A 26,534-nucleotide genomic window follows, 5' to 3' on the forward strand; every position below is an offset into this window, starting at 1 on the left:
TTGCCGATAGGGTCTACGCCATGTCTCGCATCGACGGCCGCACCGCCGAACAACTCCGCCCGGTCACCATCGAACGCGGCTGGAGCAAGCACGCCGAAGGCTCCGTCCTCATCTCCTTCGGCGACACCAAAGTCTTCTGCACCGCATCCGTCAGCGAAGGCGTCCCGCGCTGGCGCAAGGGCACCGGCGAAGGCTGGGTCACCGCCGAATACTCGATGCTGCCCCGCTCCACCAACACCCGCGGCGACCGCGAATCCGTCCGCGGCAAGATCGGCGGCCGCACCCACGAGATCAGCCGCCTCATCGGCCGCTCGCTGCGCGCCGTCATCGACTACAAGGCCCTCGGCGAGAACACCATCGTCCTGGACTGCGACGTCCTCCAGGCCGACGGCGGCACCCGCACCGCCGCCATCACCGGCGCCTACGTCGCCCTCGCCGACGCCGTCACCTGGGCCCAGGGCAAGAAGCTCATCCGCCACGGCCGCAAGCCCCTCACCGGCACCGTCTCCGCCGTCAGCGTCGGCATCGTCGACGGCACCCCCCTCCTCGACCTCTGCTACGAGGAGGACGTCCGCGCCGAGACCGACATGAACGTCGTCTGCACCGGCGACGGCCGCTTCGTCGAGGTCCAGGGCACCGCCGAGGCCGAGCCCTTCGCCCGCGAGGAGCTCAACGCCCTCCTCGACCTCGCCGTCTCCGGCTGCGCCACGCTCGACGAGGTCCAGCGGGCGGCGCTGGCCCGCACGCTCTGACACACGGGCGGCGCTGGCCCGCACGCTCTGACACACGGGCGGCCGCGCGCGACGCCACCACCACACGGCCCCAGGGGGAGGACCCGCCACCTCCCCCTGTGACCCTTTTCTCATGGGAGCTCGCTCTCTGGGCAAGCCGCCCCGGCCGCGGCACTGTGGACCCATGCCCACCACTGCCGCGACCGCGCCCCGCGCCCGCACCGGCGGGCCCCAGGACGGCAACCCGCTCCTGGAGCACCTCCTCGGCTGGACCCTCGTCCTCGTCCTCGCCATGCTGCTCACCCAGACCGGCCTCGTCTGACCGCTGCCGGCCTCGTCCGACGGCCTGACCGGTTCGCGCCGCCTCCGCCTCCGCCGCCGCCCTGCTCGCGTTACCCCCGCTCACCGGCTGCGGAGCGGTCCAGAAGGCCGTGGACTGCACCCGGGCCGCCGGCTCCGTCGTCGACGCCGCCGACCAGCTCCAGCGGGCCGCCGGCCACGCCCTCGACGACCCGCAACAGACCCGCCGGGCCCTCGACGGCGTCGAGCGGAACCTGCGCGAGGTCGGCAACGACACCGGCGACCCCGACCTCGCCAAGGCCCTCGGCGCCGTGCGCACCGGCCTCACGAACGCCCGCCGGGCCCTCGACCGCCATCAGACCCCCGATATCCGGCCGATCGTCGACGGGGCCGGTGAAATGACCGAGATCTGCACTCCGGGATAATCACTGCCCATGCAGCCTCACACCGGCCCGGACACCGCACCGCGGCGCCTCATCCTCGCCACCCGCAACACCGGCAAGATCAACGAGCTTCACGCCATCCTCGAAGCGGCCGATCTGCACGTCGAACTCGTCGGCGCCGACGCCTACCCCGACGTCCCCGACGTCAAGGAAACCGGCGTCACCTTCGCCGAGAACGCCCTGCTCAAGGCCCACGCCCTCGCCCAGGCCACCGGCCACCCCGCCGTCGCCGACGACTCCGGCCTCTGCGTCGACGTCCTCGGTGGCGCCCCCGGCATCTTCTCCGCCCGCTGGGCCGGCCGGCACGGCGACGACCGCGCCAACCTCGAACTGCTCCTCGCCCAGCTCGGCGACATCGCCGACGACCACCGCACCGCCCACTTCGCCTGCGCCGCGGCCCTGGCCCTGCCCGACGGCACCCAGCGCGTCGTCGAGGGCACCCTCGACGGCACCCTGCGCCACACCCCCTCCGGCACCGGCGGCTTCGGCTACGACCCGATCCTCCAGCCCCTCGGCGACACCCGCACCTGCGCCGAACTCACCCCCGCCGAGAAGAACGCCATCAGCCATCGCGGCAAGGCGTTCCGGGCACTGGCGCCGGTGGTGCGGGAGTTGTTGGGCTGAGGCCCGCGCAGCGAAACGGCCTCCCCCGTCCACGGACGGGGGAGGCCGTTTCGCTGCGCAAATGGGCCCGGTGGGACTCGAACCCACGACACACCGGACCTAAACCGGCGCCCTCTGGCCAGCTGGGGTACGGGCCCGCGGCGCCTACCTTACTGTGCTCGGCCAGGCGCCCGTACAGGGACGGCCGGGTGCGCCGACGCGCGGGAGAAGCTCCGGGTCTGACTGTGGCAGGACGGGCACAGATAGCGGAGGTTCTCCAGGCGGTTGTCGAGCCGGTCGCCATTGATGTGGTCGATCTCCAGGACCAGTCGCCGGCCCTGCCAGGTGTCGCCGATGCCGCATGCCGCACAGCGCCGGGGCCTCTGCTTCTCGTCGAGGGCACGGCGCAGGAGCGTGGTCTTCTCCCGTCGGGAACCCGGCTCACGCCGTCGCAGGATGTCGTCGGCCGGCCTGCGGGTGGGCGAGGGGCGGCCACGGAGGTGCCCCTGGCCGGTGAAGTGGGTGGTCGACAGGCCGTATGCCTCGATGCTGCGTTGGACGGTCCGGCGAGACGGGGCGCTGCCGCCGTGAGCCAGGTGTCTGGCGACACCGGCGAGGCTTTGGGAGGCGGCTACAGCGTTGGCCAGGTCGGCTCGTGGAAGGAGAGAGCCGTTTCCTCGGACAGCGAAGTGGGAGGTGTCGATGCCGAACTGGTCCAGTTTCGTTCGGAGATGGCCATATGCGCTGGCGTACGGCACCACCTCCATGTACTCCAGCATCTCCCGGATGCTGTGGGACCGCACGGCCGCTTCTCGCAGCAGTGCCTCCGTGTACACACGGCGTGGCCGGCGGGGGAGCGGCTCGTCGACGAAGTGCGCGGTGCTGATGCCGTAATGTCGCAGCCGATTGCGCAGATACCGGCGTTGCTCGCTGCCCAACGGAGCACCGAGCCGCCGCAGCATGTCGACCGGACCGGTGGATTCGGCTGCCGTGCGGACGAGCAGTTCGCGGGGATACGAAGCGCGCCGGGGCGCCCCGGCGGTCACGTCCGCCGCGGCGCGCGGCCGCGATAGGTGTCCGTCACCGCATGGCAGTTGGGGCACAGCAGGCGGAGGTTGCCCGGCCGGTTGTCCCACCATTGGCCATTGATGTGGTCGACCTCCAGTCGCAACGGTCTGCCGTTCCAGTGCGCCTCCGTGCCGCAGTTCGCGCACCGCTCCGGAACGCCTAGCCGCAGTAGCTCGCGGCGCAGACGCTCCCCTGGGAGACGGCCGTCTGCGGGTGACCCCAGAACGAGCCGGCGCCGGGTGCCGGTCGTGGGGCGCTGCCGGGTCACGGCCGTGAAGTGGGAGGTGTCAATACGGAGTTCGGCGATGCGTCGGCCGATGTGCGCCTGGTTTCCGCCGACCGGGCTGATGCCGAGGCGGCGTACGACCTCTGCGACGCTGTGCGAGCGCGCCACCAACGCACGGAGCCTGGCCTCGGTGTGCCGTACGCCCGTTGGCGCGAAGTGGGTGGTGTCCACGCCCGCTTCGCGCATCCTGGCGCGTACGTACCGTCGGCGGCCCGGTGTGGGCGCACTGCCGAACCACCGCACGGCTTCGTCATACGACGCCGACTCACGCGCGGCCTCGACCAGCCGCTCCTGCGTATAGACGTTCGCCACTATCCCTGTCCCCCGTCCCGCGCGCAGGGTCCCCGCCCGCGCCCTCTCGAACTGAACAACGATCGAATGTGAGGGCGGTTACGCGCGGTGGCGGAAGGGGGAGCGGGCCCGGGGGAGAACCCCCGGGCCCGCTTCGGTTGGCATCCGCAGGTCAGAACCGCGGTTCCGCCGTCTGGGCCGTGATGAGTTCGACGGCTTCTTCCTTGGTGGCCACCGAGGGTGGGGAGCCGTCGAGGGGCTGTTGGGCGGTCTCCTTCATGCAGGCGACGGCGATGACGCCCACGAGGGCGGCGCCCATCGTGTAGTAGGCGGGCACCATGGCGTTCTCGTGGAAGACGTCCATGAGGGCGGTGATCACCAGGGGGGTGGTGCCGCCGAAGAGGGAGACGGCCAGGTTGTAGCCGATGGACAGGGACCCGTAGCGGACGTGGGTGGGGAAGAGGGCCGGGAGGGCGGCGGACATGGTGCCCAGGAGGCAGACCAGGGAGAGCCCCAGGAGTGCCATGCCGCCGATGACGGCGGGGATGCTGCCCTGCTTGACCAGGAGGAAGGCCGGGATCGCCAGGACGAAGAAGCCGAGCATGCCGGCCATCAGCAGGGGCTTGCGGCCGTAGCGGTCGTTGAGCTTGCCGACGGTGCTGATGACGCACATCAGGGCGACCATGGTGCCCAGGAGGATCAGCAGGCCGTGGGACTCCTCGTAGTGGAGGGTGTCCGTCAGGTAGGTCGGCATGTACGACAGCAGCATGTAGTCGGTGATGTTGTAGGCGCCGACCAGGGCGATGCAGAGGATCAGGGTGGGCCACTGCTGGGCGAAGATCTCGCTGATCTTCTTCTTCGGGGCGTTCTCGGAGAGATGGGAGAACTCGGCCTCGGCCTCGACGACGGAGCCGGAGGCGCTGTGGGTGTGCGCGGCCTCGAACTTCTGGAACGCGGGGGTCTCGTCGAGCCTGACCCGGAGGTAGAGGCCCACCAGGCCGAGCGGACCGGCGATCAGGAAGGGCAGCCGCCAGCCCCACTGGAGCATGGCGTCGTCGCCGAGGGTGGTGTTGAGCAGCAGCACGATGCCGGCGGCGCCGGTGTAGCCGATGAGGGTGCCCATCTCCAGGAAGCTGCCGAAGTAGCCGCGCTTCTTGTCGGGGGCGTACTCGGCGATGAAGGTGGAGGCGCCGCCGTATTCACCGCCGGTGGAGAAGCCCTGGACGAGGCGGAAGAGGATGAGCAGGGCGGGGGACCAGAAGCCGATGGTGGCGTAGGACGGGATCAGTCCGATGCACAGGGTGCCCAGCGCCATCATGATCATGGTGAGGGCGAGGACCTTCTTGCGGCCGATGCGGTCGCCGAGGGGGCCGAAGTAGGCGCCGCCGAGGGGGCGTACGAGGAAGGCCACGGCGAAGGTCGCGAAGGACGACAGCAGGCTGGTGGTGTCGCTGCCGCCGGGGAAGAAGACCTTGCCGATGGTGACCGCGAGATAGCTGTAGATCCCGAAGTCGAACCATTCCATGGCGTTGCCGAGCGCGGCCGCCTTCACGGCGCGCCGGACGACGCGTTCGTCGGTGACGGTGATGTCGGTGCGCCGCAGCCTGGGGTTCTTGCGCCGGGCGACGGCACGGAAGAGCACCCGGTGGCGCTTGAGCGCTTCCCGGTCCTGGGCGGGAGCGGCGTCGGCTTCGGTGCTGCCGGTCGGCACGAGGCAGTCCTCTCGGTCTGACAGCGCGCGGATGCGCGCGGGATACGACAGGTGCGCCTGCGCAATCGCGCGCGGATCAAACCACTGTGTTGTCACGAAGCGATAAACGTCACGCGCGGCTGCGCCGTACGGAGCAGCGGGGCGTGAGGTGGGCAGTGCCATGGCGGGGACACGCCAGGGGTGGCGCAGGGCTTGTTACAGGACTGGTACACACCCGCGCGGTCACCGCCGTGTGCGGGCAACCAGCCTGTGTCCGGGGGACGAAAGAGTGGCAGCGCCGGGCTCGGCAGTCGTGTTTGCTGGTGGGGGTACGGGGCCTGGTCCTCGGGAGGAGAACGTGATGACGGACCGCGGAGGGTCCCGGTGGGGTCGGGGACGTGTGGCGCTGGTGGCCTTTGCCGTGGTGACGGCGCTGGCGGCCGGCGGGGTGTGGCTCGCCCAGACCTCGGACCGGGCGTCGGCGGTGGACGCCGCACCCAAGACGTCCGCGGTGCAGGACGTGAAGGAGGACGGCCAGCCGTCGCAGGGGCTGCCGGTGGTGCGTGACTGCGGGATCGGCGCTCCCGAGATCAAGCCGCGGGTGATTACGCTGACCTGCTCGGACGTCGGGATGGTGGCGACCGGGATCAAGTGGAAGAAATACGGCGCGAAGGATGCGTTGGGGGTCGGTGTGGTGCAGGTGGAGAAGACCGCGGCGGGCGGGGGGACGGATGCCGGATTCCCGGCGACCTTCCGTCTCTACGGGCCCAAGCCGGTCCACGGTGGGCTGGCCTTCACCGGCCTGGAGGTGACGTACGAGGGCTCGACGCCGCTCGGGGACACGACGGAGATGTACAACCTCGCGTGATGGGCATTCGAGGCCGGATCGCCCTGGCCATTTCCTGTATGACGGCACTGGCCGTGGTGGTGCTCGGGTTCGCCGTGCACCACATAGCGGATGCGGAGCGGGAGCGGTCGGCGCGGGCGTATCAGGACGACCGGCTCAGTTCCGCGCTGCAGATCTTCGAGCGGGACGGCACGCTGGCGCTGGGCGCGCAGCTGGACGACGGGGCGCTGCCGTCGCCGTTGCGTGACGCGGTGTTCAAGCGGCGGTCGGGGACGTATGTCAGCGGCGGTGAGGACCCGCGGGTGTGGGCGGCGACGGGGGTCGGTGACGGCGGCGGGAGCACCCCGATGCGGTCGCTGTCGGTGTCGGCGCCGTATCCGGACGACGATCCGGCGCAGTTGGCGCTGGACCGGGCGCTGCTGATCGCGGGGTGCGGCACGGTCGTGCTGATGGCGGTGGTGTCGTGGTTCGTGTCGCAGCGGCTGTCGCGGCGGCTGCGGCTGAGTGCGGCGGCGGCGCGGCGGATCGCGGCGGGGGAGGCGCCGGACGCGGACGCGCTGGACAGTCACGGTCGCGACGAGGTGGCCGAGTTGGGCCGCAGCGTGCACCACATGGCGATGTCGCTGGCGGCCCAGGCGCAGGCGGAGCGGGAGTTCACCGCGGATGTGGCGCACGAGCTGCGCACGCCGGTGGCCGGGCTGGTGGCGGCGGCGGAGTTGCTGCCGCAGCCGCGGGCGGTGGAGCTGGTGCGGGACCGGGCGCAGGCGATGCGGCGGCTGGTGGAGGATCTGCTGGAGGTGTCCCGGCTGGACGCGGGGGTGGAGCGGGCGGATCTGGACGCCTGTGAGCTGCCGTCGCTGGTGCGCGGGATCGTGAAGCGGGCGGCGCGGCAGCGCGGGGTCGACGAGGTGTCGGTGACCGTGGAGGGTGAGCCGCGGATCGTGGAGACGGACCGGCGCCGGGTGGAGCGGGTGCTGGTGAATCTGCTGGCGAACGCGGCCAAGCACGGCAAGCCGCCGATCGAGGTGGTGGTGGCCGGTGCGCGGATCGTGGTGCGCGATCACGGTCCGGGCTATCCGGCGGAGCTGTGCGTGGAGGGGCCGCGGCGGTTCCGTACGGCGGCGCCGGAGCGCGGGACGGGGCACGGTCTGGGGCTGACCATCGCGGCCGGGCAGGCGGAAGTGCTGGGCGCGCGGCTGGACTTCGGCGCCGCCGCGGAGGGCGGCGCCGAGGCCGTGCTGGAGCTGCCCGAGCGGGCGGGCCGGGTGTGCACGACCGATCCGGGCGGCGGGTGAGCGGCCCGGCCGGTCGTGCGGGGGGCCTTACAGTCCCAGGTCCTTGATGATCTTGGCGACATGGCCGGTGGCCTTGACGTTGTACAGGGCGCGCTCGACCTTGCCGTCCTCGTCGAGGATGACGGTGGAGCGGATGACGCCGGTGACGGTCTTGCCGTAGAGCTTCTTCTCGCCGAAGGCGCCGTAGGCCGTCAGGACGGACTTGTCCGGGTCGCCGAGCAGGGTGACCTTCAGGTCCTCCTTCTCGCGGAACTTGGCGAGCTTCTCCGGCTTGTCGGGGGAGATGCCGATGACGTCGTAGCCGTGGCCGGCGAGGAAGTCGAGGTTGTCGGTGAAGTCGCAGGCCTGCTTGGTGCAGCCGGGGGTCAGGGCGGCCGGGTAGAAGTACACGATGACCTTGCGGCCCCGGCGGTCGGCGAGCGAGACCTGCCGGCCGTCCGCGTCGGGGAGGGTGAAGGCGGGGGCGGTGTCGCCGGGCTGGAGTCGCTCGCTCATGTCTCTCCTCAGGCATGGATCCGTACGCTCCGACATTAGCCAGCCCCGCCGGACGGTGCGGGCCCGGGAGTCCGGGCGGCGCGAAACGGGGGTGCTGTGGGGCGCGCGGGGGTGTGAGCTGACAGACTGTCCCTCACGAATCGGGCAGTCAGCCAGGTGGCCGGTTCCGTACGGGGCCCAGTGTCCGGCCCCCGTACGCATCGGCGCGAGACGACGGAGGCAGCGCGGTGGCGGAAGCCAGGACCCCGGCGCAGATCGAGGCGGACATCGTCCGCAGGCGGCAGGAGCTCGCCGTCACGCTCGACGAGATCGGTGTGCGGCTGCACCCGAAGACGATCATCGGCGATGCGAAGGCGAGTGCCGCGGCCGCCGTGGACCGTACGGCGGGGCGGGCGTATGTGGCCGCCAACCGGGCGGTGTCGGACGTGCGGGCGCAGCTGGTGTCGGAGGACGGGACGCCGCGGCTGGAGCGGATCGTTCCGGTGGCGGTAATCGGGGTGGCTCTGGTCGGCCTGCTGACCCTGCGCACCCGGCGGCGCCGCTGAGACGTGTCCTGGGCCGTGTCCCGCCCGGGGCCCGCCCGGGGCCCGTCCGGCAGGAGCCGGCCGCAGCGCCTGTGGCGCCCGCGGTGCGGGCCGGGCCGCGCCGGACAGGTACGGTCATGCCGTGAGCCCGAATAACACCAAGGACACCCACGACAAGCTGCCGATCCGGATGCTGCACGACCGCGTGCTGGTCCGGACGGACATCCCCGAGGGCGAGCGCCGCTCGTCGGGGGGCATCGTCATTCCCGCGACCGCGGCGGTCGGCCGTCGCCTGGCCTGGGCCGAGGTGGTCGCGGTCGGGCAGAACGTGCGGACCGTCGAGGTGGGCGACCGGGTGCTGTACGACCCGGAGGACCGGGCCGAGGTCGAGGTGCGCGGCGTGGCGTATGTGCTGATGCGCGAGCGCGATCTGCACGCGGTGGCGGCGGAGCGCCTGGAGGGCGCGGAGGACGCGACCGGACTGTATCTGTGACTCCCGAGCTGTGACTCCCGAGCTGTGACTCCCGGGCTGTGACTCCCGCGGCGTCCGGCGTACGGCCCCTGACCCGGGCCGATGCCCGTCGCGCCGGTCCTTGCTAGCCTCGGGACGTACCCGACGAGACGCGCCGTACCGGGCAGGACAAGACGACGCACCCCTGTTGAAGCTCTTTTCACGGAGGTGCCGTCATGGCATGGATCCTGCTCCTGGCCGCCGGTCTGCTGGAGGTCGGCTGGTCGGTCGGCATGAAGTTCACCGACGGCTTCACCCGGCTGTGGCCCAGTGTGTTCACCGGCGCGGGCATCGTCGCCAGCATGCTGCTGCTCTCGTACGCGGCCCGGACCCTGCCGATCGGTACCGCCTACGGCGTGTGGGTCGGCATCGGGGCGGCCGGTGCGGCGGTGGCCGGGATGGTGCTGCTCGGCGAGCCGGCCACCGCGGCCCGGATCTTCTTCATCGGTCTGCTGCTGGTGGCGGTCGTCGGGCTGAAGGCGACGTCGGGGCACTGACGGCGGAGCCGTACCGGTGACGGGCGGACACCTCCGGCCGGCTAGCCGCCCCACTCCGTCGGCAGGCGCTGGTCCAGGTCATAGGCCTGCGGGGCCACCGTCGGGAAGTCGTTCGTGGGTTCCGTGGTCGGGGTGGGCTCGGCCGGCCCCGTGGGGGTGGGGGGGCCGGCGGTGGGCCGGGTCGGGGCGCCGGTGGGCGGTGCGGGGAGGGTGGCGGAGTCGCTCGGGCCGGTGGACGGCGAGTCCGACGTGCCGGGCGAGGCGGAGTCGCTGGTGGAGGGCTCCGGGGACGCCGACTCGGCGCCCTTCTCCAGCTGGAGGTCGAAGTCGCGGACGGGCTGCCCGTGCAGCGCGGCCGCGGTGTAGTCGGCCCAGATCTGGGCGGGGTAGTCGCCGCCGTTGACCCGCGACAGGCCCCCCGCGCCGTACAGGGGCTCCTGCGCGGCGCTCTCCGGGTTCTGGCCGAGGACGGCGACGACGGTGGCGAGGTCGGGGGTGTAGCCCGCGAACCAGGCGGCCTTGTCGTCCTCCGCGGTGCCGGTCTTGCCGGCCGCGGGGCGTCCGGCGCCCTGGGCGGCGGTGCCGGTGCCGCCGTCGACGACGCCGCGCAGGATCGAGGTGGTGGTGTCGGCGGCCGTGCGCGGGACGGCGGTGGCCTCCTCGCGCTCCGGCAGCTCGAGGTCCTCCTCGTTCTTGGTGACCTTGTCGACGAGGGTGTACGGCCGGTGGGTGCCGTGGTGGGCGAGGGTGGCGTAGACCTGGGTCATGGCCAGCACGCTGGGGGTGGCGGTGCCCAGGGAGATGGCGCCCTGGGACGCGGCGAGGCTCGGGGTGTCGGCGGGGATGCCCAGGCTGACGGCGGTGGCCTTGACCTTGCCGGGGCCGACGTCGATGCCCATCTGGGCGTAGACGGCGTTGACGGACTTGTCGGTGGCCTCGGTAACGGTGATCGGGCCGTAGGAGCGGTCGTCCTCGTTGCCGGGGGCGAAGCCGGTGGGGCGGCCATGACTGACCGTCATGCGTTTGTTGGTGCCGTCGTAGACGGTGTGGGGGGTGATCGGGGCGCCGTCCTGGGTGGTGGAGTCGTTCTGCACGGCGGAGGCGAAGACGATCGGCTTGAAGGTGGAGCCGACCTGGTAGTCGCTGCGGGTGGCGCCGTTGACGTACTGCTGGGCGTAGTCGATGCCGCCGTAGAGGGCGACGACCCGGCCGGTCGCGGGGTCGATGGAGGCGCCGCCGGCCCGGACGGAGCGGTCGACCTTCCGGGAGTCGTCGAGCCGGTCCATCACCCGGGTGTTGACCGCCTTGACGAAGGCGTTCTGGCGCTTGCGGCTGATGGTGGTGGTGATGCGGTAGCCGCCGCCCCGCAGGGTGTCCTCCTCGAGGATCTGGTGGTCGGTGAGGTAGTCCTTGACGGCCTCGACGAGGTAGCCGCGCTGGCCGGTGAGTCCGGGGGAGGCCTTCGCGGGCTTCGGTTCGGGGAAGCGCAGCGCGGCCCGCTCGGCGGGGCCGAGCCACTTCTTGGTCACCATGCCGTCCACGACGTAGTTCCAGCGCGCCAGCGCCCGCGGGCGGTTGCCGGGGTGGGCGGTGATGTCGTAGGCGCTGGGGGCGTTGAGGAGGGTGGCGAGGTAGGCGCCCTGGGCGGTGGTCAGCGCCTCGGCGTCGCGGCCGTAGTAGGACTGGGCGGCGGCCTGGATGCCGTAGGCATTGCGGCCGTAGTAGCTGGAGTTGAGGTAGCCCTCCAGGATGTTGTCCTTGCTCACCTCGCGGTCCAGCTTGATGGCGATGAAGAACTCCTTGGCCTTGCGGGTGACGGTCTGTTCCTGGCCGAGGTAGTAGTTCTTCACGTACTGCTGGGTGATGGTCGAGCCGGACTGTTTGCCCTTGCCGGTCACGGTGTTCCAGGCGGCCCGGAGCATCGCGGCGGGGTCGACCGCGGACTCGGAGTAGAAGTCGCGGTCCTCGGCGGCGAGGACGGCCTGCTGGACGGACTTCGGGATCTGGCTGAGCGTCACGTTCTGCCGGTTGACCTCGCCGTCGCGGGCCAGTTCCGAACCGTCGGAGTAGAGGTAGACGTTGCTCTGGGCCTTGGCGGCGCTGTTCGCCGGCGGGATGCCGACCAGCAGATAGCCGGTGATCATCCCGCCGACGATGAGCAGCAGGAACAGCAGCACGGTGCCCAGCACCGTGCGCCAGGTGGGGAGGGCACGGCGCCAGCCCGTACGTGGTCCGCTCATATTCGGTTGGACTCCTCGGCCGCCGCCGGAGGTTGTCCTGCGGCGGGTCGGTGTCATATCGGGGATGTGTGCGGTACGCGGGACGAGCAAATGCCGCACACGGGGCAACTCTCGCATCATCCGTGCCGGTCAGGAGGGGTGGCGCGCACCCCGGACCGCCACCTGACCGGCTGAATGGCGCCCAGGGCTCACCCGAAGCGGTGACAATTCGATGGTGCCCGCCCGACCCGCCCTCTAGGCTCCGGTGTTTTGCGTCTCCGGCGCGAACGACGCGAAGAGCGACGCGAAGAGCGACGTGAAGAGCGACGCGAAGAGCGATGTGAAGAGCGACGTGAAGAGCGACGCGAAGAGCGATGTGAAGGACGAGGGGGGAGGGGGCGCGGCGTGTGGTACGCGGCCGTGGCGGCCGGCAGCTTCCGGCGGTACGCCACGTATCAAATGGCCACCGTGGCGGGCGTGTTCACCAACACCGTCTTCGGATTCATCGTCGCCTTCACCTATCTCGCGCTGTGGCACGAGCGGCCGCATCTGGGCGGCTACGACCAGGCGCAGGCGCTGACCTTCGTGTGGACGGGGCAGGCGCTGCTGGCGGTCGCGGCGCTGATGGGCGGCGGCCTGGACGAGCTGCAGGAGCGGATCCGCAGCGGGGACATCGCGGTGGACCTCTACCGGCCCGCGGATCTGCAGTTGTGGTGGCTGTCCGTGGACCTGGGGCGGGCCGGGCTGCAGCTGCTGGGCCGCGGGGTGGCGCCGATGGCGGTGGGCGCCCTGGCCTTCCCGCTCGCGCTGCCCCGCGACCCGCTGACCTGGGGCTGTTTTCTGCTGTCGGTGCTGTGCGGGGTGGTGGTCAGCTTCGCGCTGCGGTATCTGGTGGCGCTGGCCTCGTTCTGGCTGCTCGACGGCTCGGGACTGTCCCTGATCAGCGGCCTGGCCGGCATGTTCTTCTCGGGGATGCTGCTGCCGCTGCGGGTCTTCCCCGGCGGTCTGGGGGAGGTCGCCCAGCTGCTGCCGTGGGCGGCGGTGCTGCAGACGCCGGCCGATGTGCTGGTCGGGGCGCTGCGCGGGGGCGCGCTGGTGCGGGGACTGGTGTTCCAGGTGGCGTGGGCCGTGGGGCTGCTGGCGCTGGGGCGGCTGGTGCAGTCGGCGGCGACCCGCAAGGTGGTGGTGCACGGTGGGTAGCGGGCGGCCGGCCTGGCCGGGGGCGTTCCGCGGCCGGGCGGCGGCGGTGGCGCAGGGGGTGTCGGCGTACGGGCTGATCGTGCGGATGTGGGTGCGTTCCAGCCTCGCCTACCGGACCTCGTTCGTGATGATGGCCTTCGGCAACTTCGCGGCGAACGCACTGGACTTCGTCGCGATCATGCTGATGTTCTCGCGGATCGACGCGCTCGGCGGGTTCTCGCTGCCGGAGGTGGCCTTCTTGTACGGCACCTCCGGCGTCGCGCTGGGCCTGGCGGATCTGCTGCTGGGCAGCATCGAGGGGCTGGGCCGGCGGGTGCGCGACGGCACCCTGGACACCCTGCTGCTGCGCCCCGCGCCGGTCTTCGCGCAGATCGCCGCGGACCGCTTCGCGCTGCGCCGGCTGGGCCGCATCACCCAGGCGCTGTTGGTGCTGGGCTGGTCGCTGCCGCGGATCGAGGTGGACTGGACAGTGGGCCGGGTGCTGATGGTGCCGCTGATGGCGGTGTGCGGCACGGCCATCTTCGCGGCGGTCTTCACGGCCGGGGCCGCCTTCCAGTTCTGGGCGCAGGACGCGGCCGAGGTGCAGAACTCCTTCACCTACGGCGGCAACGCGATGCTGCAGTACCCGCCGACGGTGTTCGCGAAGGAACTGGTGCGCGGGGTCACCTTCCTGGTCCCGCTGGCGTTTGTGAACTGGCTGCCCGCGCTGCGGCTGCTGGGCCGTCCCGATCCGCTGGGGCTGCCGGGCTGGGTCGATTTCCTGGGGCCCGTGGTGGCGGCGCTGATGTGTACGGGGGCGGGGCTGGCATGGCGGCTGGGGCTCCGGTCGTACCGCAGCACCGGGAGCTGACGGAGGGCCATATGACGGGCCGGGCACGGGACGACGAGGGGGCGGGTGTGGTGGGCGATGCTGCCGCGACGGAGCAGTTGATCGAGGTGGACGGCGTCGAGAAGGTCTTCTCGGTGCGCCGCAAGGCGGGCCGGCTGCGCCGGGTGCGCGAGGAGGTCCGGGCCGTGGACGGGATCTCCTTCCGGGTGCCGCGCGGCGAGATGGTCGGCTACATCGGGCCGAACGGCGCGGGGAAGTCCACCACGATCAAGATGCTGACCGGCATCCTGGTGCCCAGCGGCGGCCGGCTGCGGGTCGCCGGCATCGACCCGGCGCGCGAGCGCACCCGCCTCGCCCGCCGGATCGGTGTGGTCTTCGGGCAGCGCACCACCCTGTGGTGGGACCTGCCGCTGAAGGACTCCTACGCGCTGGTGCGGCGGATGTACCGGGTCCCGGACGCCGTCTACCGCGCCAACCTTGAGCGTTGCGTGGAACTCCTCGACCTGGCCCCGCTGCTGGACGTACCGGTGCGGCAGCTGTCGCTGGGGCAGCGGATGCGCGGCGACATCGCGGCGGCGCTGCTGCCCGACCCCGAGGTGCTGTATCTGGACGAGCCGACCATCGGCCTCGATGTGATCAGCAAGGCGAAGGTGCGCGGGTTCCTGCGCGAGGTGAACGCCGAGCGCGGCACCACGGTCCTGCTGACCACCCATGACCTCACCGACATCGAGCAGCTGTGCCGCCGGGTGATGGTGATCGACCACGGCCGGCTGGTCTACGACGGCGGTCTCGACGGGCTGCGCACGGCCGGCGGCGGGGAGCGCACCCTGGTGGTGGACCTGGCGCGCGAACTCCCGCCGATCGAGGGCATCCCCGGCGCCCGCACGGTCCGGGTGGCCGGCCCCCGGCAGTGGCTGGCCTTCCCGGCGTCGCAGAGCGCGGCGCCCCTGGTCGCGGCGGTCGCGGCGCGCTATCCGCTGGTGGATCTGTCGGTGCGGGAGCCGGACATCGAGTCCTTGATCGCCGAGTTGTACGCGGGTGGCGGGATGCGTGCGGATGCGGCCGGCGCCGGGGGAAAAGACGGCCGCGCCCTCTAATCTGTCCGTATGACTGAAGACCTTCCGGAACTGCGCGCCTCCGACGCCGACCGTGAGCGGGTCGCCGAGATCCTGCGGGACGCCGTCGCCGAGGGGCGGCTGGCGATGGAGGAGTTCGACGAGCGGCTGGAAGCGGCGTACCGGGCGCGCACCTACGGGGAGCTGGAGCCGCTCACCGCCGATCTGCCGGCCGTCGCGACGGCCCCCGCGCCGCTGTCGCTGCGCAAGGACACCGCGGCGGTGACGGCGTGGTCGGAGCGGATCGCGCACCACACGGAGGGCTCCGGGGCGGGCATCGGCATCCTGGGCGGCTTCCAGCGCAAGGGCCGGTGGACCATCGGGCGCCGCTTCACGGCGGTGTGCCTCATGGGCGGCGGCGAGCTCGACCTGCGCGAGGCGAACTTCGCCGGGCCCGAAGTCGTCATCACCTGCTGGGCGTTGATGGGCGGGGTCAGCATCGTGGTGCCGCCCGGCGTCGAGGTCGATGTGCGGGGACTGGGCATCATGGGCGGCTTCGACTCGCGGGAGGACGGGACGCCGGGCGAGCCCGGTGCGCCCCGGGTGATCGTCAAGGGGCTGGCCCTGATGGGCGGCGTCGGCGTCGAGCGCAAGCTGCTCAAGGAGGAGAAGCGCCGCCTGAAGGAAGAGAAGCGGCGCCTGAAGGACGAGGGGCGCAAGGAGCTGAACTGAGCGGTGGCGCCTGCCCCGCCGGTGTCACAGCGCGGCGGGCGCGGCCTGCTTGAGGTGCTCCAGGTTCACCGCGTCGGCCATCGCCCTGAAGCCCTCGTCGCTCGGGTGGAGATGGTCACCGGAGTCGTAGGAGGGCCGCAGCCGCACCGGCATCGACGGGTCGCGCAGCGCCTTGTCGAAGTCCACGACCTCGTCGTAGACGGAGCCGGAGCGAATGATCCGGTTGACCTGCTGGCGGACCGAATTCAGCAGATCGGAGTAGCCGCGGTGTCCCCCGAACGGCGTAAGGGTGCTGCCGGTGACGCGCAGCCCGCGGGCATGCGCCTCGCGGACGATCTGCCGCATCCCCGCCACGATCTTCTGCGGGTCGAGCTGACGCGGTGACTTGAACAGGTCGTTCAGCCCGATCTCGACGATCACCGCCTTCACCCCGGTGCGCGACAGCGCGTCGCGGTCCAGGCGGGACAGCACGCTGGGCCCGTTGTTCGGCGAGAACCTGCTGCCGTTGACCAGCAGGCGGTTGCCGCTGATGCCCTGGTTGAGGACGCCGTAGCGGGGCGCGCCGGGCTCGTTGCGCAGCCTTGCTGCGAGGAAGTCCGTCCAGCGGTGGTTGGCGCCGGCGGTGGAGGTGATGCCGTCGGTGATGGAGTCGCCGATGGCGACGACCGCGCCGCGCGCCTGGGTGCTCCACACGTCCACACCGGTCAGATAGCGCCAGTACGGGCTCTGCTCGGTGTAGGCGGCGCCGGTGGCGTCCTCCGCCCGGTCGCCGCGCGCCAGGTAGGAGGTCTGCCGGGCGTACGGGTGATACGTGGCGGGGCCCGAGGACGACGGGGAGTACGTGGTGACCAGCAGGTCCGCGTCGCCCGGCACCTTCAGCCGGGTCGGGTCGCTGGTGACCGCGCCGCCCGCCGGGATGGTCACCGCGGGCTTGCCGCCGAAGGACAGCCGCCGCATGGTGCCGGTCGCGGCGGTGGGGTTGCTGGGAGCCGCGGCCAGCGCCAGCGAGGCATGGCTGACCACCAGCGGGCGGGTGCCGTAGAGGTTGGAGAGCTGGATGCGCACGCCGGAGCCGCCGACGCTGGTGTGCACGACGTTGCGTATCGACATCCCCGCGTAGCCGTTCAGGGTGCCCGGCTCGGCCGCCGCGGCGGCCGCCGACCAGGTGCCGACCCACTGGCCGGAGACCGCGGGGGCCGCCGGGTCGCGGGGCTTGTGGGGGGAACTGCCCAGGCCGCCGTCGTCGCCGCCGAAGCCGACGAATATCGCGGTCGAGATCAGCACGACCACTGCCGCCAGTCCGGCGAACAGGGCGTAACCCACACTTTTGGTCATGCGGGAGGGGTCTCCTGGGGAAAGCGGAGCAACACGCTCCGGGCGGGCAAGGGCAGCGGATGGGCAGCGGCACCGTTGCGGTCCGATCGGTCCTTCATGATCCCACGGACCTCCGGGGAACCGCCCGGCGCCCCGGACCGTGCCGCCATGGCATGGACGCGGGGAACTCGTGGTTCGTTCCAGGAGTAGGTCACAGTGGGACACAGGGCCGGCCCGGCGGCCGGTGCGGAGCAGCATAGGCCGTCGGGATGACGGGGGAACGCGGTGGGAGCGGTGGAGCGGATGGAACGCAGAGATTCGGACACGGCGGCCGGTGCGGCGCGCGCCCCGGTGACGCATGCCACGCCCGGGGCGGCCGGCTTCGCCTACGGCGCCGCCGACGAGGAGCGCCGGCGCGCGGTGCGCCGGATGAAAACCCTGGCCACCGGCCTGCTGCTGGCCGTCGCACTCGTCTACGTCCTGGCGAAATGGGCCGGATCCGCCGGGGCGGGCGGCTGGACCGGATTTGTCGCGGCCGCCGCGGAGGCCGGGATGGTCGGTGCGCTGGCCGACTGGTTCGCGGTCACCGCGCTGTTCAAGCGGCCGATGGGGCTGCCGATCCCGCACACCGCGATCATCCCCACCAAGAAGGACCAACTGGGTCAGAGCCTGGGGGATTTCGTCGGGGAGAACTTCCTCTCCGGCGAGGTCGTCCGCCGCCGGCTGCGCTCGGTGGCCGTCGGCCGGCGGCTCGGCGGCTGGCTCGCCGACCCGCGGAACGCCGACCGGGTCACCGCCGAGGTGTCCACGGCGCTGCGCGGCGCGCTGACCGTGCTGCGCGACTCCGATGTGCAGGCCGTGGTCGGCGAGGCGATCACCCGCCGCGCCGCCGCCCAGGAGATCGCGCCCGGACTCGGCACGCTGCTGGAGCGGGTCGTCGCCGAGGGCGGCCACACCCGGACGGTGGACCTGGTCGTCGCCCGCGCCCACGACTGGCTGGTCGAGCACGGCGACTCCGTGATGACCGCGGTCTCCGGCGGCGCGCCCGGATGGACCCCGCGGTTCGTCGACCGCAAGGTGGGCGACCGGGTCTACAAGGAGCTGCTGCGCTTCGTCACCGAAATGCGGGACATGCCCGCACACCCGGCGCGCGGGGCGATCGACCGCTTTCTGCGGGACTTCGCGGACGACCTGCAGTCCGACCCCGACACCCGCGCCCGGGTCGAGCGGCTGAAGTCCGAGGTGCTGGGGCGCGGCGAGGTGCAGGACCTGATCGCCTCGGCCTGGGGCTCGGTCCGCGCGATGATCGTCGCCGCCGCCGAGGACGAGCGCAGCGAACTGCGCCTGCGGGTCCGGGCGGCGCTGCTGTCCCTGGGCCGGCGGCTGGCCGCCGAGGAGCGGCTGCAGGGCAAGGTGGACGGCTGGCTGGAGAACGCGGCGATCTATGTGGTGACGACCTATCAGAGCGAGATCACCTCCCTGATCACCGACACCGTCGCCGGCTGGGACGCCGAGCACACCTCCAAGAAGATCGAGGCGCACATCGGCCGCGACCTCCAGTTCATCCGCATCAACGGCACCGTCGTCGGCGCCCTGGCGGGCCTGGCGATCTACACCGTCTCGCAGGCCTTCGGCGGCTGACGCCCCGTTCGCGGCGCGGGCCGCGCACCGCCTCTGGTGGGTTGTGTCCGCAGGGCTTACGGTGCCCGCGTGCGCGAGCGGATACCGGTGGTCGTACAGGGGCGGCGCCCGACTCCACCGCGCCCTGCTGTCGTGCGGGTGCTGTGGACGGGCGCGGAGCTGGCCGTGACGGTCGGCGTCGTCCTGCTGCTGTTCGTCGTCCACCAGCTGTGGTGGACCAACCGTCAGGCGCAGGAGGCGGCCCGGGACCAGGTGGACCGGCTGGAGCGGCAGTGGGACGCCCGCCTGCCGTCACCCGGCGCGTCCCCGGAGCCGGGGGACGGGGCAGCCGACGGGGCACGCGGCTCCGGGCGTCTCGCGTCGCCCGGAGCCCCCGGCGGGCGCGCCGCCGCCCCGTCCCCGCGGCCCCGCGCGGACCTGGCGTACGCCGTGCTGCGCATCCCGAGGCTCGGCCTGACCGTCCCCGTCGCCGAGGGCACGAGCAAGGCCGCGGTCCTCAACAGGGGCTACGTGGGCCACTATCCGCACAGCGCGCAGCCCGGCGAGTGGGGCAACGTCGCACTGGCCGGGCACCGCAACACCCACGGCGAACCGTTCCGCCACCTCGACCGGCTGCGCACCGGCGACACCGTCACCCTCGACACCGCCCGGACCCGCGCCACCTACACCATCCGGCGCATCCTGCCGCGCACCACACCCGGTGACGGTACGGTCCTCGCCGCGGTGCCCCGCAGTGGCGTGCACCCCTCCTACGGCTTCACCGCGCCCGGCGCCTATCTCACCCTGACGACCTGTACGCCGGCCTACACCTCCACCTACCGCCTGGTGGTGTGGGGAGTGTTGCGGTCGACACAGTCCCGGTGAGCGCGGCCGGGTGTCGCCTAGGCTCTCGCCCCGTGCTTCACCAGATCCGCCAAGGGCGGTCCCCAGGCTCCCGCAAACGTCCCGCGCTGCTGTGGCTGTTGCTGCCGTACGTGCTGTTCCTGGGGGCGCTGCCCCTGGTGAACCGGGTGACACCGACGGTGCTCGGGCTGCCGTTCCTGTTCTTCTGGGTGCTGCTGGCGACGCTGGCGACCCCGCTGTCGGTGTGGCTGGCGCGCCGCGGTGACCGGGCGCGGGGCCGGGGGTGAACGCCACCGTCGCCACCGCCGTGTTCGGCGGATTCATGGTGCTCACCGTCGCGCTGGGACTGCTCGCGGTGCGGGGGCGCGGAACAGCGGAGGGGCAGCCCGACGGGCTTGCGGGGAAGGGCGGTGGCGGGCGACGGGCCGGCGGACTCACCGAGTGGTCGGTGGGCGGCCGGAGCCTGGGCACGGTCTTCATCTGGGTGCTGATGGCCGGCGAGAGCTATACGAGCTTCAGCTACCTCGGCGCGGCCGGCTGGGGCTACAACTTCGGCGCCCCGGTGCTCTATGTGCTGGCCTATATGTCCTGCGGCTATGCGCTCGGGTATGTCGTCGGCCCGATGCTGTGGGCCTACGCCCGCCGGCACGGCCTGGTCGGCCTCACCGACATCGTGGCGCACCGCTACGGCCGGCCCTGGCTCGGCGCCGCCGTCGCGCTGCTCGCCACCGTCTGCCTGCTGCCGTACATCCAGCTGCAGATCACCGGCATGGGCGTGGTCGTCTCCACGATCTCCTACGGGGCGATCAGCCTGAACTGGGGCTACTTCCTCAGCTTCGCGGTCACCACCGCCTTCGTCACGGTCAGCGGGCTGCGGGGCAGTGCCTGGGTCTCGGTGCTCAAGGACATTCTGGTCATCGCGACCCTCGGGTTCCTCGCAGTCTATGTGCCGTGGCACTACTTCGGCGGCTACGGGCCCTTCCTGCACCGGATCGTCGCCGAGAAGCCGCAGTGGCTGACCTTCCCCGGGCACGCCTCGGGCGGTCTGGGCCAGGTCTGGTTCCTCACCACCACCGTCGTCAACTCCCTGACGGTGGTGATCTTTCCGACGACCGTGGCCGGCTATCTGGGTGCCCGCGATGCCGGGGTCCTGCGCCGCAATGCCATGTATCTGCCCTTCTACAACGTGCTCTTGTTCGTGCCGGTGCTGCTGGGGATGGCCGCGCTGTTCGTGGTGCCGCACCTGAGCGGTGCGGGCTCCAACCTCGCGGTGTTCAAGCTGGTGGTGGACTCCCTTCCGGCCTGGGCCGTGGGGCTGATCGGGGTGGCCGCCGCCCTCTCCTCCATCGTGCCGATGGCCGTGTTCATGCTGGTCATCGGCACGATGTGGGGGAGGAGCGTGCTGGGTGCCTTCGCGCGCGGGTCCGCCGGGGCGACGGGAGCGGCCGAGGGGGGAGAGCGGGGGGCGGTGCCGGGCAGCCGGCAGAAGCTGTTCTCGCAGCTGGTCGTGGTGGTGGCCGGAGCCCTGGCACTGCTGTTGACCTACACCGCCCCGGACACCCTCGTCCGGCTGTCGCTGATCTCGTATGAGGGCATGGCGCAGCTCGTACCGATGCTGCTGCTGGGGCTGGTGTGGCGGCGGCTGACGGTGCACGCCGCGGTGAGCGGCCTGGTCGTGGGCTTTGCGCTCGTCTGTGTCCTGGTGTTCGGGGGACACGACCCGGTGCGGGGGGTGAACGCGGGGCTCGTCGGGCTCGTCGTGAATCTGGCGGTGGCGCTCGTGGTCACCTGGCTGGGGCCGCGTACGAAGGATGAGCGGCCGGACGCCGAAGTGCTGGCGCTGGAGGACGAGTTCCCCCGGGAGGAGAAGACGGCGCCGCGGGGCGGTGCGGTCAGCCCGCCGGTGTCGACGTGATCTTCTTGCCCTCCTTGGAGACCGCGAACCACAGGCCCATCTTGCCCTGGCCGTTGATGTCGCCGGGCTGCTTGTCACCGGTGAAGGTGTAGACCGGCCAGCAGTCGACGGCCAGCTGACGCAGGCCGTCGGGGCGGGTGACGGTGGAGATGAGCTTGGCGGGGATGCCCTTCAGCTTGGAGCGGTCGGCGGGCTTGGCCGGCTTCCAGGTGTCCAGGCAGGCGTCGTTGCAGCCGAACTTCATCGGCCAGGCACTGTCCTTGTTGAAGCGGTAGAGGGTCATGCCCTTGCCGTCGACGAGGATGTCGCCGAGCTCGGGCTGGTTGAGCACCGAGACGTCGCCGGGCTCCTGGGCGCCGGCCTTCTTGCCGTCGGCGGCCAGCGCGTTCCAGGTGCCGCCCACGCCCTGGCCGTTGGTGTCGCCGGCCTTGGTGTCCTTGGCGTAGCGGTAGGCGGGCCAGCCGCCGATGGTGAGCTGCTTGGTGCCGTCGGCGCGGGTGACCGAGCCCAGGTCGCTCTTGGCGATGCCCGCGGGGGCCTGGGCGCCGTCGGCGGGGACCACCGGCCAGGTGGTGGCGCAGGAGCCGGAGCAGTTGGACTTCGGCGGCTTGGCGGTGTCCTTGTCGAAGCGGTAGAGGGTCATGCCCTTGGAGTCGGTGACGACCGGGCCGAGCTTGGCGTCCTGGTGCAGTGCCAGCGTCCCGGCGCTGGGTGCGGCCTGGGGTGCCGCGCCGCTGTCGCCGCCGGCCTGGCCGCCGTAGCCGTCGCTGCCCTGGCCGGAGCCGGAGGAGCCGTACTTGTAGTCGCTGCCCGAGCCGGCCGGCTGCACGGTGTCGGTGGTGGGGGTGGTGCCGGCGCTCTGGTTGTCGCTGCTGCCGCAGGCGGCGGTCAGCGCCAAGGTGGCGACCGCCATGGCCGCGAGTCCCGCTCGACGTCGAGTGATCATGATGTCTCCTCTGCCGGTTGGTGGCTGTGTCGCTTGCTGGGGTGGAACCGAGGTGCCTGTCCGGTGGCCCGTGTCGTTGCGGGCCGGCCCCGGCGGCGGGGTGCCGTCGCCGGGGGAATACGCGCTACGGGGGGCGGGGCGTTCAACGGCGGCGAAGAATTTTCCCCGCGCGCAAAAACCCTGCCTGCCACGTCAGTTGCCGACCTGCACCCGCAGCGCCAGCGCCGGGCAGCGGCGCACCGCGAGCTGCGCGCGGCGCCGCATCCGGGCGGGCAGCGCCATGCTGGCCTTCTCCGGGTAGCCGTCCGGGCCGAGCTTCACGATGCCGGGCACCACGTCCGCACACAGGCCGTGGCCGCGGCACAGCGTCCAGTCCACCAGCAGCCGTTCCTGCTGCGGCGCGGCGGGCGCCGCCGGCGTGGCGACGGGCGTGACGGCCGGCAGCAGCGGCAGGTGCCCGGTGACCGGCAGGGCCCCGGTCACCGGGCGGCCGCACCCGAACCCCCGCGCATGGCGCTCGAACTCCTCGGGGAAGGCGGCGAGGGCCGAGGCCACGAAGCGGGCGGTGCCGTCCGGGTGGCTGCAGGCGCCGCGCTTCTCCACGGCCCGCATCCGGGCCTGCACGGCGTCCAGCGCGGCGTCCCCGCCGCCGCGGACCGCGAGGTCGAGCTGGTCGGCGAGCGCGGGCAGCCCCAGCACACAGGGGCCGCACTGACCGGCCGATTCGGCGCCCATCCACTTCGCGACGCGTACGGTCTCGCCGGCGGGGCAGGTGTCGTACGGCAGCGGCAGGACCGCCCCGGCACCCAGGACCGCGTGGTAGGTCTTCAGCGCCTCACGGGAGAGCGTCGCGGTCTGGGCGTCGACGGGCGAGATGAACGTGCCGTGGTAACCACCGATCAGCACGCCCTGGCCCGCGTCCATGCCGCACAGCGCGAGGACCCGGTTGAGCGGCACACCGTAGGGGACCTCGACCACCCGGCTGCCGGCCACGGTCAGCAGCAGCGTGCCGGGCTCCGCGGGCAGGCCGGCGGTGCGGTAGCCGAGCGCCCCGAGCCGGGCGGCCACGGCGAGCTGGGCGTAGGTCTCGGTGTTCGACAGCAGGGTCGGCACACCGTTCAGCCCGCGCTCGCTGGAGCGGATCTTGCGGCCCGAGGGCAGGCCGGGGCCGCCGCCCAGGCCGTTCGTCATCGCGGAGCCCTCACCGGTGACGAACCGTTCGGTCAGCAGCGTGACCCGTAACGTCGGCCGCACCGGCCCGCGTTCGTCGATGGCCCGCTGCACGGAGTTCAGGACGTCCGTGCGGGTCACGCCGATGGCGACCTCCTGGGCGCCGAGGGAGTCGGCGGCCAGCAGGGCGCCGTCGATCACCAGATGCGGGGCGTGCAGCAGCATCGCGGTGTCCTTGAGGCAACTGGGCTCGCCCTCGCTGCCGTTGACCACGATCGCGCCCTTGCCGTCGGCCCGCTGCATGCCGTCCAGGACCGCGGTCACCTTGCGGGCGAACGGGAAGCCCGCGCCGCCGCGGCCGCGCAGGTCGATGTTCTCGGCCAGCGCCACCAGCTCCTGAGCGGTCAGCTGGGGCAGGCTGCCGTGCCGGGCCAGATGCGCCACCCGGTCCATGCGGGGCATCTCGTCCAGGCCGGCCAGCAGCCGCGGCGGGCCCAGGGACGCCAGCGTCGGGACGGGCTCCGGGGTGGTGAGGGCCGGCAGCATGCGGGTGGGGGCGGGGGCGGTCATGGGAGTTCTCCTGAGTTCCTGCGGGTGTCGCGCAGCCGCAGCGCGAGTCGTACGGCCACCGCGGTGAGGCAGATGGCGTAGCCGACGAGGGCATAGCCGGACGCGGGGCGTCCCGCCCTGAGGCCGTGCACCAGGGCCAGCCCCCAGGCGACGTACGCGCTCATGTGCAGTCCCCGCCACCACCGGGAAGCGGTGATACCGGTAAAGGCGCCGCGCACCGCGCCGGTCACCGCCACGGCGATGAACACGTAGGCGGCGAGGGTGCCGAGGCCGATGAGTCCGGGGCGGGCGCCATCGGTGAACGGCACCGCGGCGGCCGTCGCATCGGTGTGGCCCTCGGTGACTTTGACCCAGATGTGCAGGCCCAGGAAGCCGAGGCCGGCGATGCCGGTGCCGCGGTGCACGGCCTGGGCGAGCAGCCGGTGACCGGAGTGCAGCACCATCCGGTCGGTGGCGGCCAGGCCCCACAGCACCGTGACCGAGAGGGAGACCAGCGCGAGCACCCCGGCGCCGAAGTCAAGGAAGTTCAGCAGGCCGTCCATCGCGCCGGAGCGCATCAGGACGGCGAGGAAGAGCAGCAGTGCGGCCGGAAGCGCCGGGCGGAGTACGGCGGTTCCGGCGAAGCCGCCGGCCGGTCGGCGGGCCGGCGGCCCGGGTTCGTTCGGAGGGCGCCGGGGGCGTGGCACGAGGGGCGAGGACCGGGCACGGTGTGCGCGGCGGCCCTGACGGGTCTGCAGACGCGGTGTCGACATCGATCCTCCCGGTGTTCGGGCACGGGTACGGGATGCGAATTTCCATGAAATCTCCCGGCGGCGGTATTTGCCCCGGGGCTTTTGTTCGGGTGACCCCCGGTAACACTAAACATTCTGTAACCGGGTGGATACGCAGGGCCGTAATCCGGATGTCAAAAGCATCTACGAACGTGTTCAGGATTTCGTAAGCTTTATCGCGCTGTGACAAATTCCTGCAGTGGCATCGCGGGCGCGCGGCACGACTCCGGATGATGCCGACTCAGGCGCACGGGGTGCGCCACCCCCCGTAACAGCCGCATCCCCGCCAGGATCGAGGTAGCGATGTGTGATCTCCTGAACCGCATCTGGTCGCGTCCACGAGGTGAGTGGACCCGCGTAGTCAGAAATGAACTACCGGATCTCGCCGAGAAGTTGGTCGCGGAGTTGCAACGCGGATTTCCCGCATTGTCCGCACTTCTCGGGGACACTCCCGTAGAAGAGGCACATTGGGCGCTTGAACAGGCCTTGCTGACAGTTCTTGGGTACCAAAAAGAGTCGGAGAGTAAACCTCCGGCAGGACCTTCAGTGGTGACTCCGATGCCCGTCGCACGGGCTCGCCAGGATCTGTTCGATGCGCTCGCCGGACAACGCGAGGTGCCGGAGGAGGGATTGAGCGATCTGTCCCGCGCGGCCGGCTGGCCCATCCCCGACACCCTGCAGGCCGTCGTGCTTGCCACCCCTGCCGAGGCGCCGCAGCTCGCCGCGGCACTGGGCCACGCCCTCATCGGCAATGTCGAGGGCTACACCTGTCTGTTCGTCCCCGACCCGGCCACCCAGACCCGGGCCCGCCTGGAGGCGGCGCTCAAGGGCCGGCCGGCAGCGGTCGGGCACGTGGTGCCGGCCACCGACACCGCGTCGTCGCTGCGTTGGGCCCGCTATCTGCTGACGCTGGCACCGAGCCGGGTCGGCCCGGAGTCGCGGCCCGCCTTCGTCGACGACCATCTCTCGGCGCTGCTGCTGCTCCAGGACGAGTCGCTGGCGGACGCGCTGACGTCCCGCTGGCTCGGACCGCTGGAGGAGCTGACGCCACGGCAGAGCGAACGGCTCGAAGTCACCCTGCTGGCGTGGCTGGAGGGCGGCGGAGCCCCGGAGGCCGCCAAGCTGTTGCATGTGCACCCCCAGACGGTCCGCTACCGCCTGCGCCAGATAGAGAAGCTCTTCGGTCCGGTGCTGCGCGATCCGCGTACCCGCTTCGAGCTGGAGATGGCGCTGCGCAGCCGCCGTCTGATGGCGCATGTCCGCAGCTACCGCGCACGGGCCGGCCGCCGCGCCAGGGCCGTCGCCTCCTCCATCCGCCCGCTGGGCGTGGCCCGCGAGGCCCGCGTCAACGGTCTTTGACGTATCGGCGGATGAACCACCGCGCCCCGTGAGCTGACCGCCGGCGCAGCGCAGCGGCCCCGACCCCCGGAACATCCGGGTCGGGGCCGCTGCCGTGCCGTGCCCGCGGTCACCGCGCCGTGCCACCCGGCGGAGTGACCGCGGTGCCGCGCCGAGGGGCCGCCGCGGGGTCGTGCCGCGCCGTCGCTGCTGCTGTGCCATGTCCTGGGGCCACCGCTTCGTCAGGGCCCTGGGGCCGGTGCTGTGTCGTGTCCTCGGGGGTGGCGGTGTGGCGGGGGCCGGAGCCCGGAGCCCGGAACCGGCGGGGCCGGCACCGTTGCTGTGCCGGTCCCGCCGCCCCGCTGCCTTGCCCCGCCGCCCCGCCGTCCCCGGCATGCCGGGTGCCCCTCG

The 26,534-nt window shown here is 72.1% G+C and carries 27 protein-coding genes, 1 tRNA gene and 1 riboswitch; of the genes, 18 read left to right on the forward strand and 10 right to left on the reverse strand.

Translation table 11 applies throughout. The features are described from left to right. The first annotated feature begins 20 nt into the window (after positions 1–20). The 4 genes from rph to rdgB all read left to right on the forward strand — a co-directional run bounded on the left by rph (position 21) and on the right by rdgB (position 2,098). On the forward strand, positions 21–752 hold the full coding sequence (gene rph / locus OIU81_RS23015) for a ribonuclease PH (protein ID WP_329150819.1): 732 nt from the start codon (positions 21–23) through the stop codon (positions 750–752). A gap of 163 nt (positions 753–915) precedes the next feature. After that, positions 916–1,053, forward strand: coding sequence for an SCO1431 family membrane protein (locus OIU81_RS23020; RefSeq protein ID WP_329150822.1), 138 nt, complete (start codon positions 916–918; stop codon positions 1,051–1,053). Between the two features lie 109 nt (positions 1,054–1,162). Further along, on the forward strand, positions 1,163–1,456 hold the full coding sequence (locus tag OIU81_RS23025; protein WP_329150824.1) for a hypothetical protein: 294 nt from the start codon (positions 1,163–1,165) through the stop codon (positions 1,454–1,456). A gap of 9 nt (positions 1,457–1,465) precedes the next feature. Beyond that, the gene (rdgB, locus tag OIU81_RS23030; RefSeq protein WP_329150826.1) at positions 1,466–2,098 is read left to right on the forward strand and encodes an RdgB/HAM1 family non-canonical purine NTP pyrophosphatase; all 633 of its coding nucleotides are present in this window, start codon (positions 1,466–1,468) and stop codon (positions 2,096–2,098) included. A 62-nt stretch (positions 2,099–2,160) separates the two neighbouring features. Here the strand turns inward: rdgB and OIU81_RS23035 are convergent. From OIU81_RS23035 to OIU81_RS23050, 4 genes are all read right to left on the reverse strand, one after another. Continuing rightward, positions 2,161–2,235 (reverse strand) — tRNA-Leu (locus tag OIU81_RS23035). Between the two features lie 12 nt (positions 2,236–2,247). Beyond that, positions 2,248–3,123: an HNH endonuclease signature motif containing protein gene (locus tag OIU81_RS23040; RefSeq protein ID WP_443074890.1), complete on the reverse strand. Its 876-nt coding sequence runs from the start codon at positions 3,121–3,123 to the stop codon at positions 2,248–2,250. Continuing rightward, complete coding sequence (locus OIU81_RS23045) at positions 3,120–3,746, reverse strand: HNH endonuclease signature motif containing protein (protein ID WP_443074159.1); 627 nt, start codon at positions 3,744–3,746, stop codon at positions 3,120–3,122. Before OIU81_RS23045 ends, OIU81_RS23040 begins: the two co-directional genes overlap by 4 nt. A 148-nt stretch (positions 3,747–3,894) precedes the next feature. Beyond that, complete coding sequence (locus tag OIU81_RS23050) at positions 3,895–5,433, reverse strand: MFS transporter (protein ID WP_329150831.1); 1,539 nt, start codon at positions 5,431–5,433, stop codon at positions 3,895–3,897. 340 nt (positions 5,434–5,773) lie between these two features. On the opposite strand from OIU81_RS23050, the gene OIU81_RS23055 reads away from it, so the two are divergent. Further along, positions 5,774–6,280 carry a hypothetical protein gene (locus OIU81_RS23055; RefSeq protein WP_329150832.1) on the forward strand — a complete coding sequence of 169 codons (507 nt, stop codon included), beginning with the start codon at positions 5,774–5,776 and terminating at the stop codon, positions 6,278–6,280. Further along, positions 6,280–7,554, forward strand: a complete 1,275-nt coding sequence (locus OIU81_RS23060) for a sensor histidine kinase (protein WP_329150834.1) — start codon at positions 6,280–6,282, stop codon at positions 7,552–7,554. The genes OIU81_RS23055 and OIU81_RS23060 overlap by 1 nt, the downstream gene beginning before the upstream one ends. 27 nt (positions 7,555–7,581) lie before the next feature. Here OIU81_RS23060 and bcp read toward each other — a convergent pair whose 3' ends face one another. Continuing rightward, positions 7,582–8,049, reverse strand: coding sequence for a thioredoxin-dependent thiol peroxidase (bcp, locus tag OIU81_RS23065; protein ID WP_329150835.1), 468 nt, complete (start codon positions 8,047–8,049; stop codon positions 7,582–7,584). Positions 8,050–8,276: 227 nt separating this feature from the next. On the opposite strand from bcp, the gene OIU81_RS23070 reads away from it, so the two are divergent. The 3 genes from OIU81_RS23070 (at position 8,277) to OIU81_RS23080 (ending at position 9,581) form a co-directional block, all read left to right on the forward strand. Beyond that, positions 8,277–8,594, forward strand: coding sequence for a DUF3618 domain-containing protein (locus OIU81_RS23070; RefSeq protein WP_329150836.1), 318 nt, complete (start codon positions 8,277–8,279; stop codon positions 8,592–8,594). Positions 8,595–8,763: 169 nt separating this feature from the next. Continuing rightward, positions 8,764–9,066: a GroES family chaperonin gene (locus OIU81_RS23075; RefSeq protein WP_048828920.1), complete on the forward strand. Its 303-nt coding sequence runs from the start codon at positions 8,764–8,766 to the stop codon at positions 9,064–9,066. A gap of 101 nt (positions 9,067–9,167) precedes the next feature. After that, positions 9,168–9,228, forward strand: a riboswitch (guanidine-III (ykkC-III) riboswitch). Positions 9,229–9,260: 32 nt separating this feature from the next. Continuing rightward, positions 9,261–9,581 carry a DMT family transporter gene (locus OIU81_RS23080; protein ID WP_329150839.1) on the forward strand — a complete coding sequence of 107 codons (321 nt, stop codon included), beginning with the start codon at positions 9,261–9,263 and terminating at the stop codon, positions 9,579–9,581. Positions 9,582–9,622: 41 nt separating this feature from the next. Here the strand turns inward: OIU81_RS23080 and OIU81_RS23085 are convergent, their stop codons facing one another. After that, positions 9,623–11,821: a transglycosylase domain-containing protein gene (locus OIU81_RS23085; RefSeq protein ID WP_329150841.1), complete on the reverse strand. Its 2,199-nt coding sequence runs from the start codon at positions 11,819–11,821 to the stop codon at positions 9,623–9,625. A gap of 384 nt (positions 11,822–12,205) precedes the next feature. Here OIU81_RS23085 and OIU81_RS23090 point away from each other — a divergent pair, with 384 nt between their 5' ends. From OIU81_RS23090 to OIU81_RS23105, 4 genes are all read left to right on the forward strand, one after another. Next, positions 12,206–13,000 (forward strand): ABC transporter permease, encoded by a 795-nt coding sequence (locus OIU81_RS23090; protein ID WP_329150843.1) that lies wholly within the window; start codon positions 12,206–12,208, stop codon positions 12,998–13,000. A gap of 85 nt (positions 13,001–13,085) precedes the next feature. Next, entirely contained in the window at positions 13,086–13,850 is a 765-nt protein-coding gene (locus OIU81_RS23095; protein WP_329155306.1) for an ABC transporter permease, read from the forward strand. 11 nt (positions 13,851–13,861) lie between these two features. Then, positions 13,862–14,926 (forward strand): ABC transporter ATP-binding protein, encoded by a 1,065-nt coding sequence (locus tag OIU81_RS23100; RefSeq protein ID WP_329150846.1) that lies wholly within the window; start codon positions 13,862–13,864, stop codon positions 14,924–14,926. 9 nt (positions 14,927–14,935) lie between these two features. Then, positions 14,936–15,616, forward strand: coding sequence for a DUF1707 SHOCT-like domain-containing protein (locus tag OIU81_RS23105; protein ID WP_329150848.1), 681 nt, complete (start codon positions 14,936–14,938; stop codon positions 15,614–15,616). A gap of 24 nt (positions 15,617–15,640) precedes the next feature. Here OIU81_RS23105 and OIU81_RS23110 read toward each other — a convergent pair whose 3' ends face one another. Further along, positions 15,641–16,951, reverse strand: a complete 1,311-nt coding sequence (locus tag OIU81_RS23110) for an SGNH/GDSL hydrolase family protein (protein ID WP_329150850.1) — start codon at positions 16,949–16,951, stop codon at positions 15,641–15,643. 282 nt (positions 16,952–17,233) lie between these two features. On the opposite strand from OIU81_RS23110, the gene OIU81_RS23115 reads away from it, so the two are divergent. The 4 genes from OIU81_RS23115 to OIU81_RS23130 all read left to right on the forward strand — a co-directional run bounded on the left by OIU81_RS23115 (position 17,234) and on the right by OIU81_RS23130 (position 21,329). Further along, positions 17,234–18,571, forward strand: a complete 1,338-nt coding sequence (locus OIU81_RS23115; RefSeq protein ID WP_329150852.1) for a DUF445 domain-containing protein — start codon at positions 17,234–17,236, stop codon at positions 18,569–18,571. A 69-nt stretch (positions 18,572–18,640) separates the two neighbouring features. Further along, entirely contained in the window at positions 18,641–19,435 is a 795-nt protein-coding gene (locus OIU81_RS23120) for a class E sortase (protein ID WP_443074030.1), read from the forward strand. Positions 19,436–19,467: 32 nt separating this feature from the next. After that, the gene (locus tag OIU81_RS23125; RefSeq protein ID WP_329150853.1) at positions 19,468–19,701 is read left to right on the forward strand and encodes a DUF3311 domain-containing protein; all 234 of its coding nucleotides are present in this window, start codon (positions 19,468–19,470) and stop codon (positions 19,699–19,701) included. Continuing rightward, entirely contained in the window at positions 19,698–21,329 is a 1,632-nt protein-coding gene (locus OIU81_RS23130) for a sodium:solute symporter family protein (RefSeq protein WP_329150854.1), read from the forward strand. Before OIU81_RS23125 ends, OIU81_RS23130 begins: the two co-directional genes overlap by 4 nt. On the opposite strand, the gene OIU81_RS23135 is transcribed toward OIU81_RS23130, so the two are convergent. From OIU81_RS23135 to OIU81_RS23145, 3 genes are all read right to left on the reverse strand, one after another. Then, positions 21,307–22,275, reverse strand: a complete 969-nt coding sequence (locus OIU81_RS23135) for an SCO0930 family lipoprotein (RefSeq protein ID WP_329150856.1) — start codon at positions 22,273–22,275, stop codon at positions 21,307–21,309. The two genes, OIU81_RS23130 and OIU81_RS23135, sit on opposite strands and share 23 nt — an antisense overlap. A gap of 192 nt (positions 22,276–22,467) precedes the next feature. Further along, the gene (locus tag OIU81_RS23140) at positions 22,468–24,015 is read right to left on the reverse strand and encodes an NADH-ubiquinone oxidoreductase-F iron-sulfur binding region domain-containing protein (protein ID WP_329150858.1); all 1,548 of its coding nucleotides are present in this window, start codon (positions 24,013–24,015) and stop codon (positions 22,468–22,470) included. After that, positions 24,012–24,767 (reverse strand): hypothetical protein, encoded by a 756-nt coding sequence (locus OIU81_RS23145; protein ID WP_329150861.1) that lies wholly within the window; start codon positions 24,765–24,767, stop codon positions 24,012–24,014. The genes OIU81_RS23140 and OIU81_RS23145 overlap by 4 nt, the downstream gene beginning before the upstream one ends. A gap of 576 nt (positions 24,768–25,343) precedes the next feature. On the opposite strand from OIU81_RS23145, the gene OIU81_RS23150 reads away from it, so the two are divergent. After that, complete coding sequence (locus OIU81_RS23150) at positions 25,344–26,144, forward strand: PucR family transcriptional regulator (protein WP_329150863.1); 801 nt, start codon at positions 25,344–25,346, stop codon at positions 26,142–26,144. Positions 26,145–26,534: the final 390 nt, after the last annotated feature.

This window comes from Streptomyces sp. NBC_01454, from assembly GCF_036227565.1.
GTDB lineage: Bacteria > Actinomycetota > Actinomycetes > Streptomycetales > Streptomycetaceae > Streptomyces.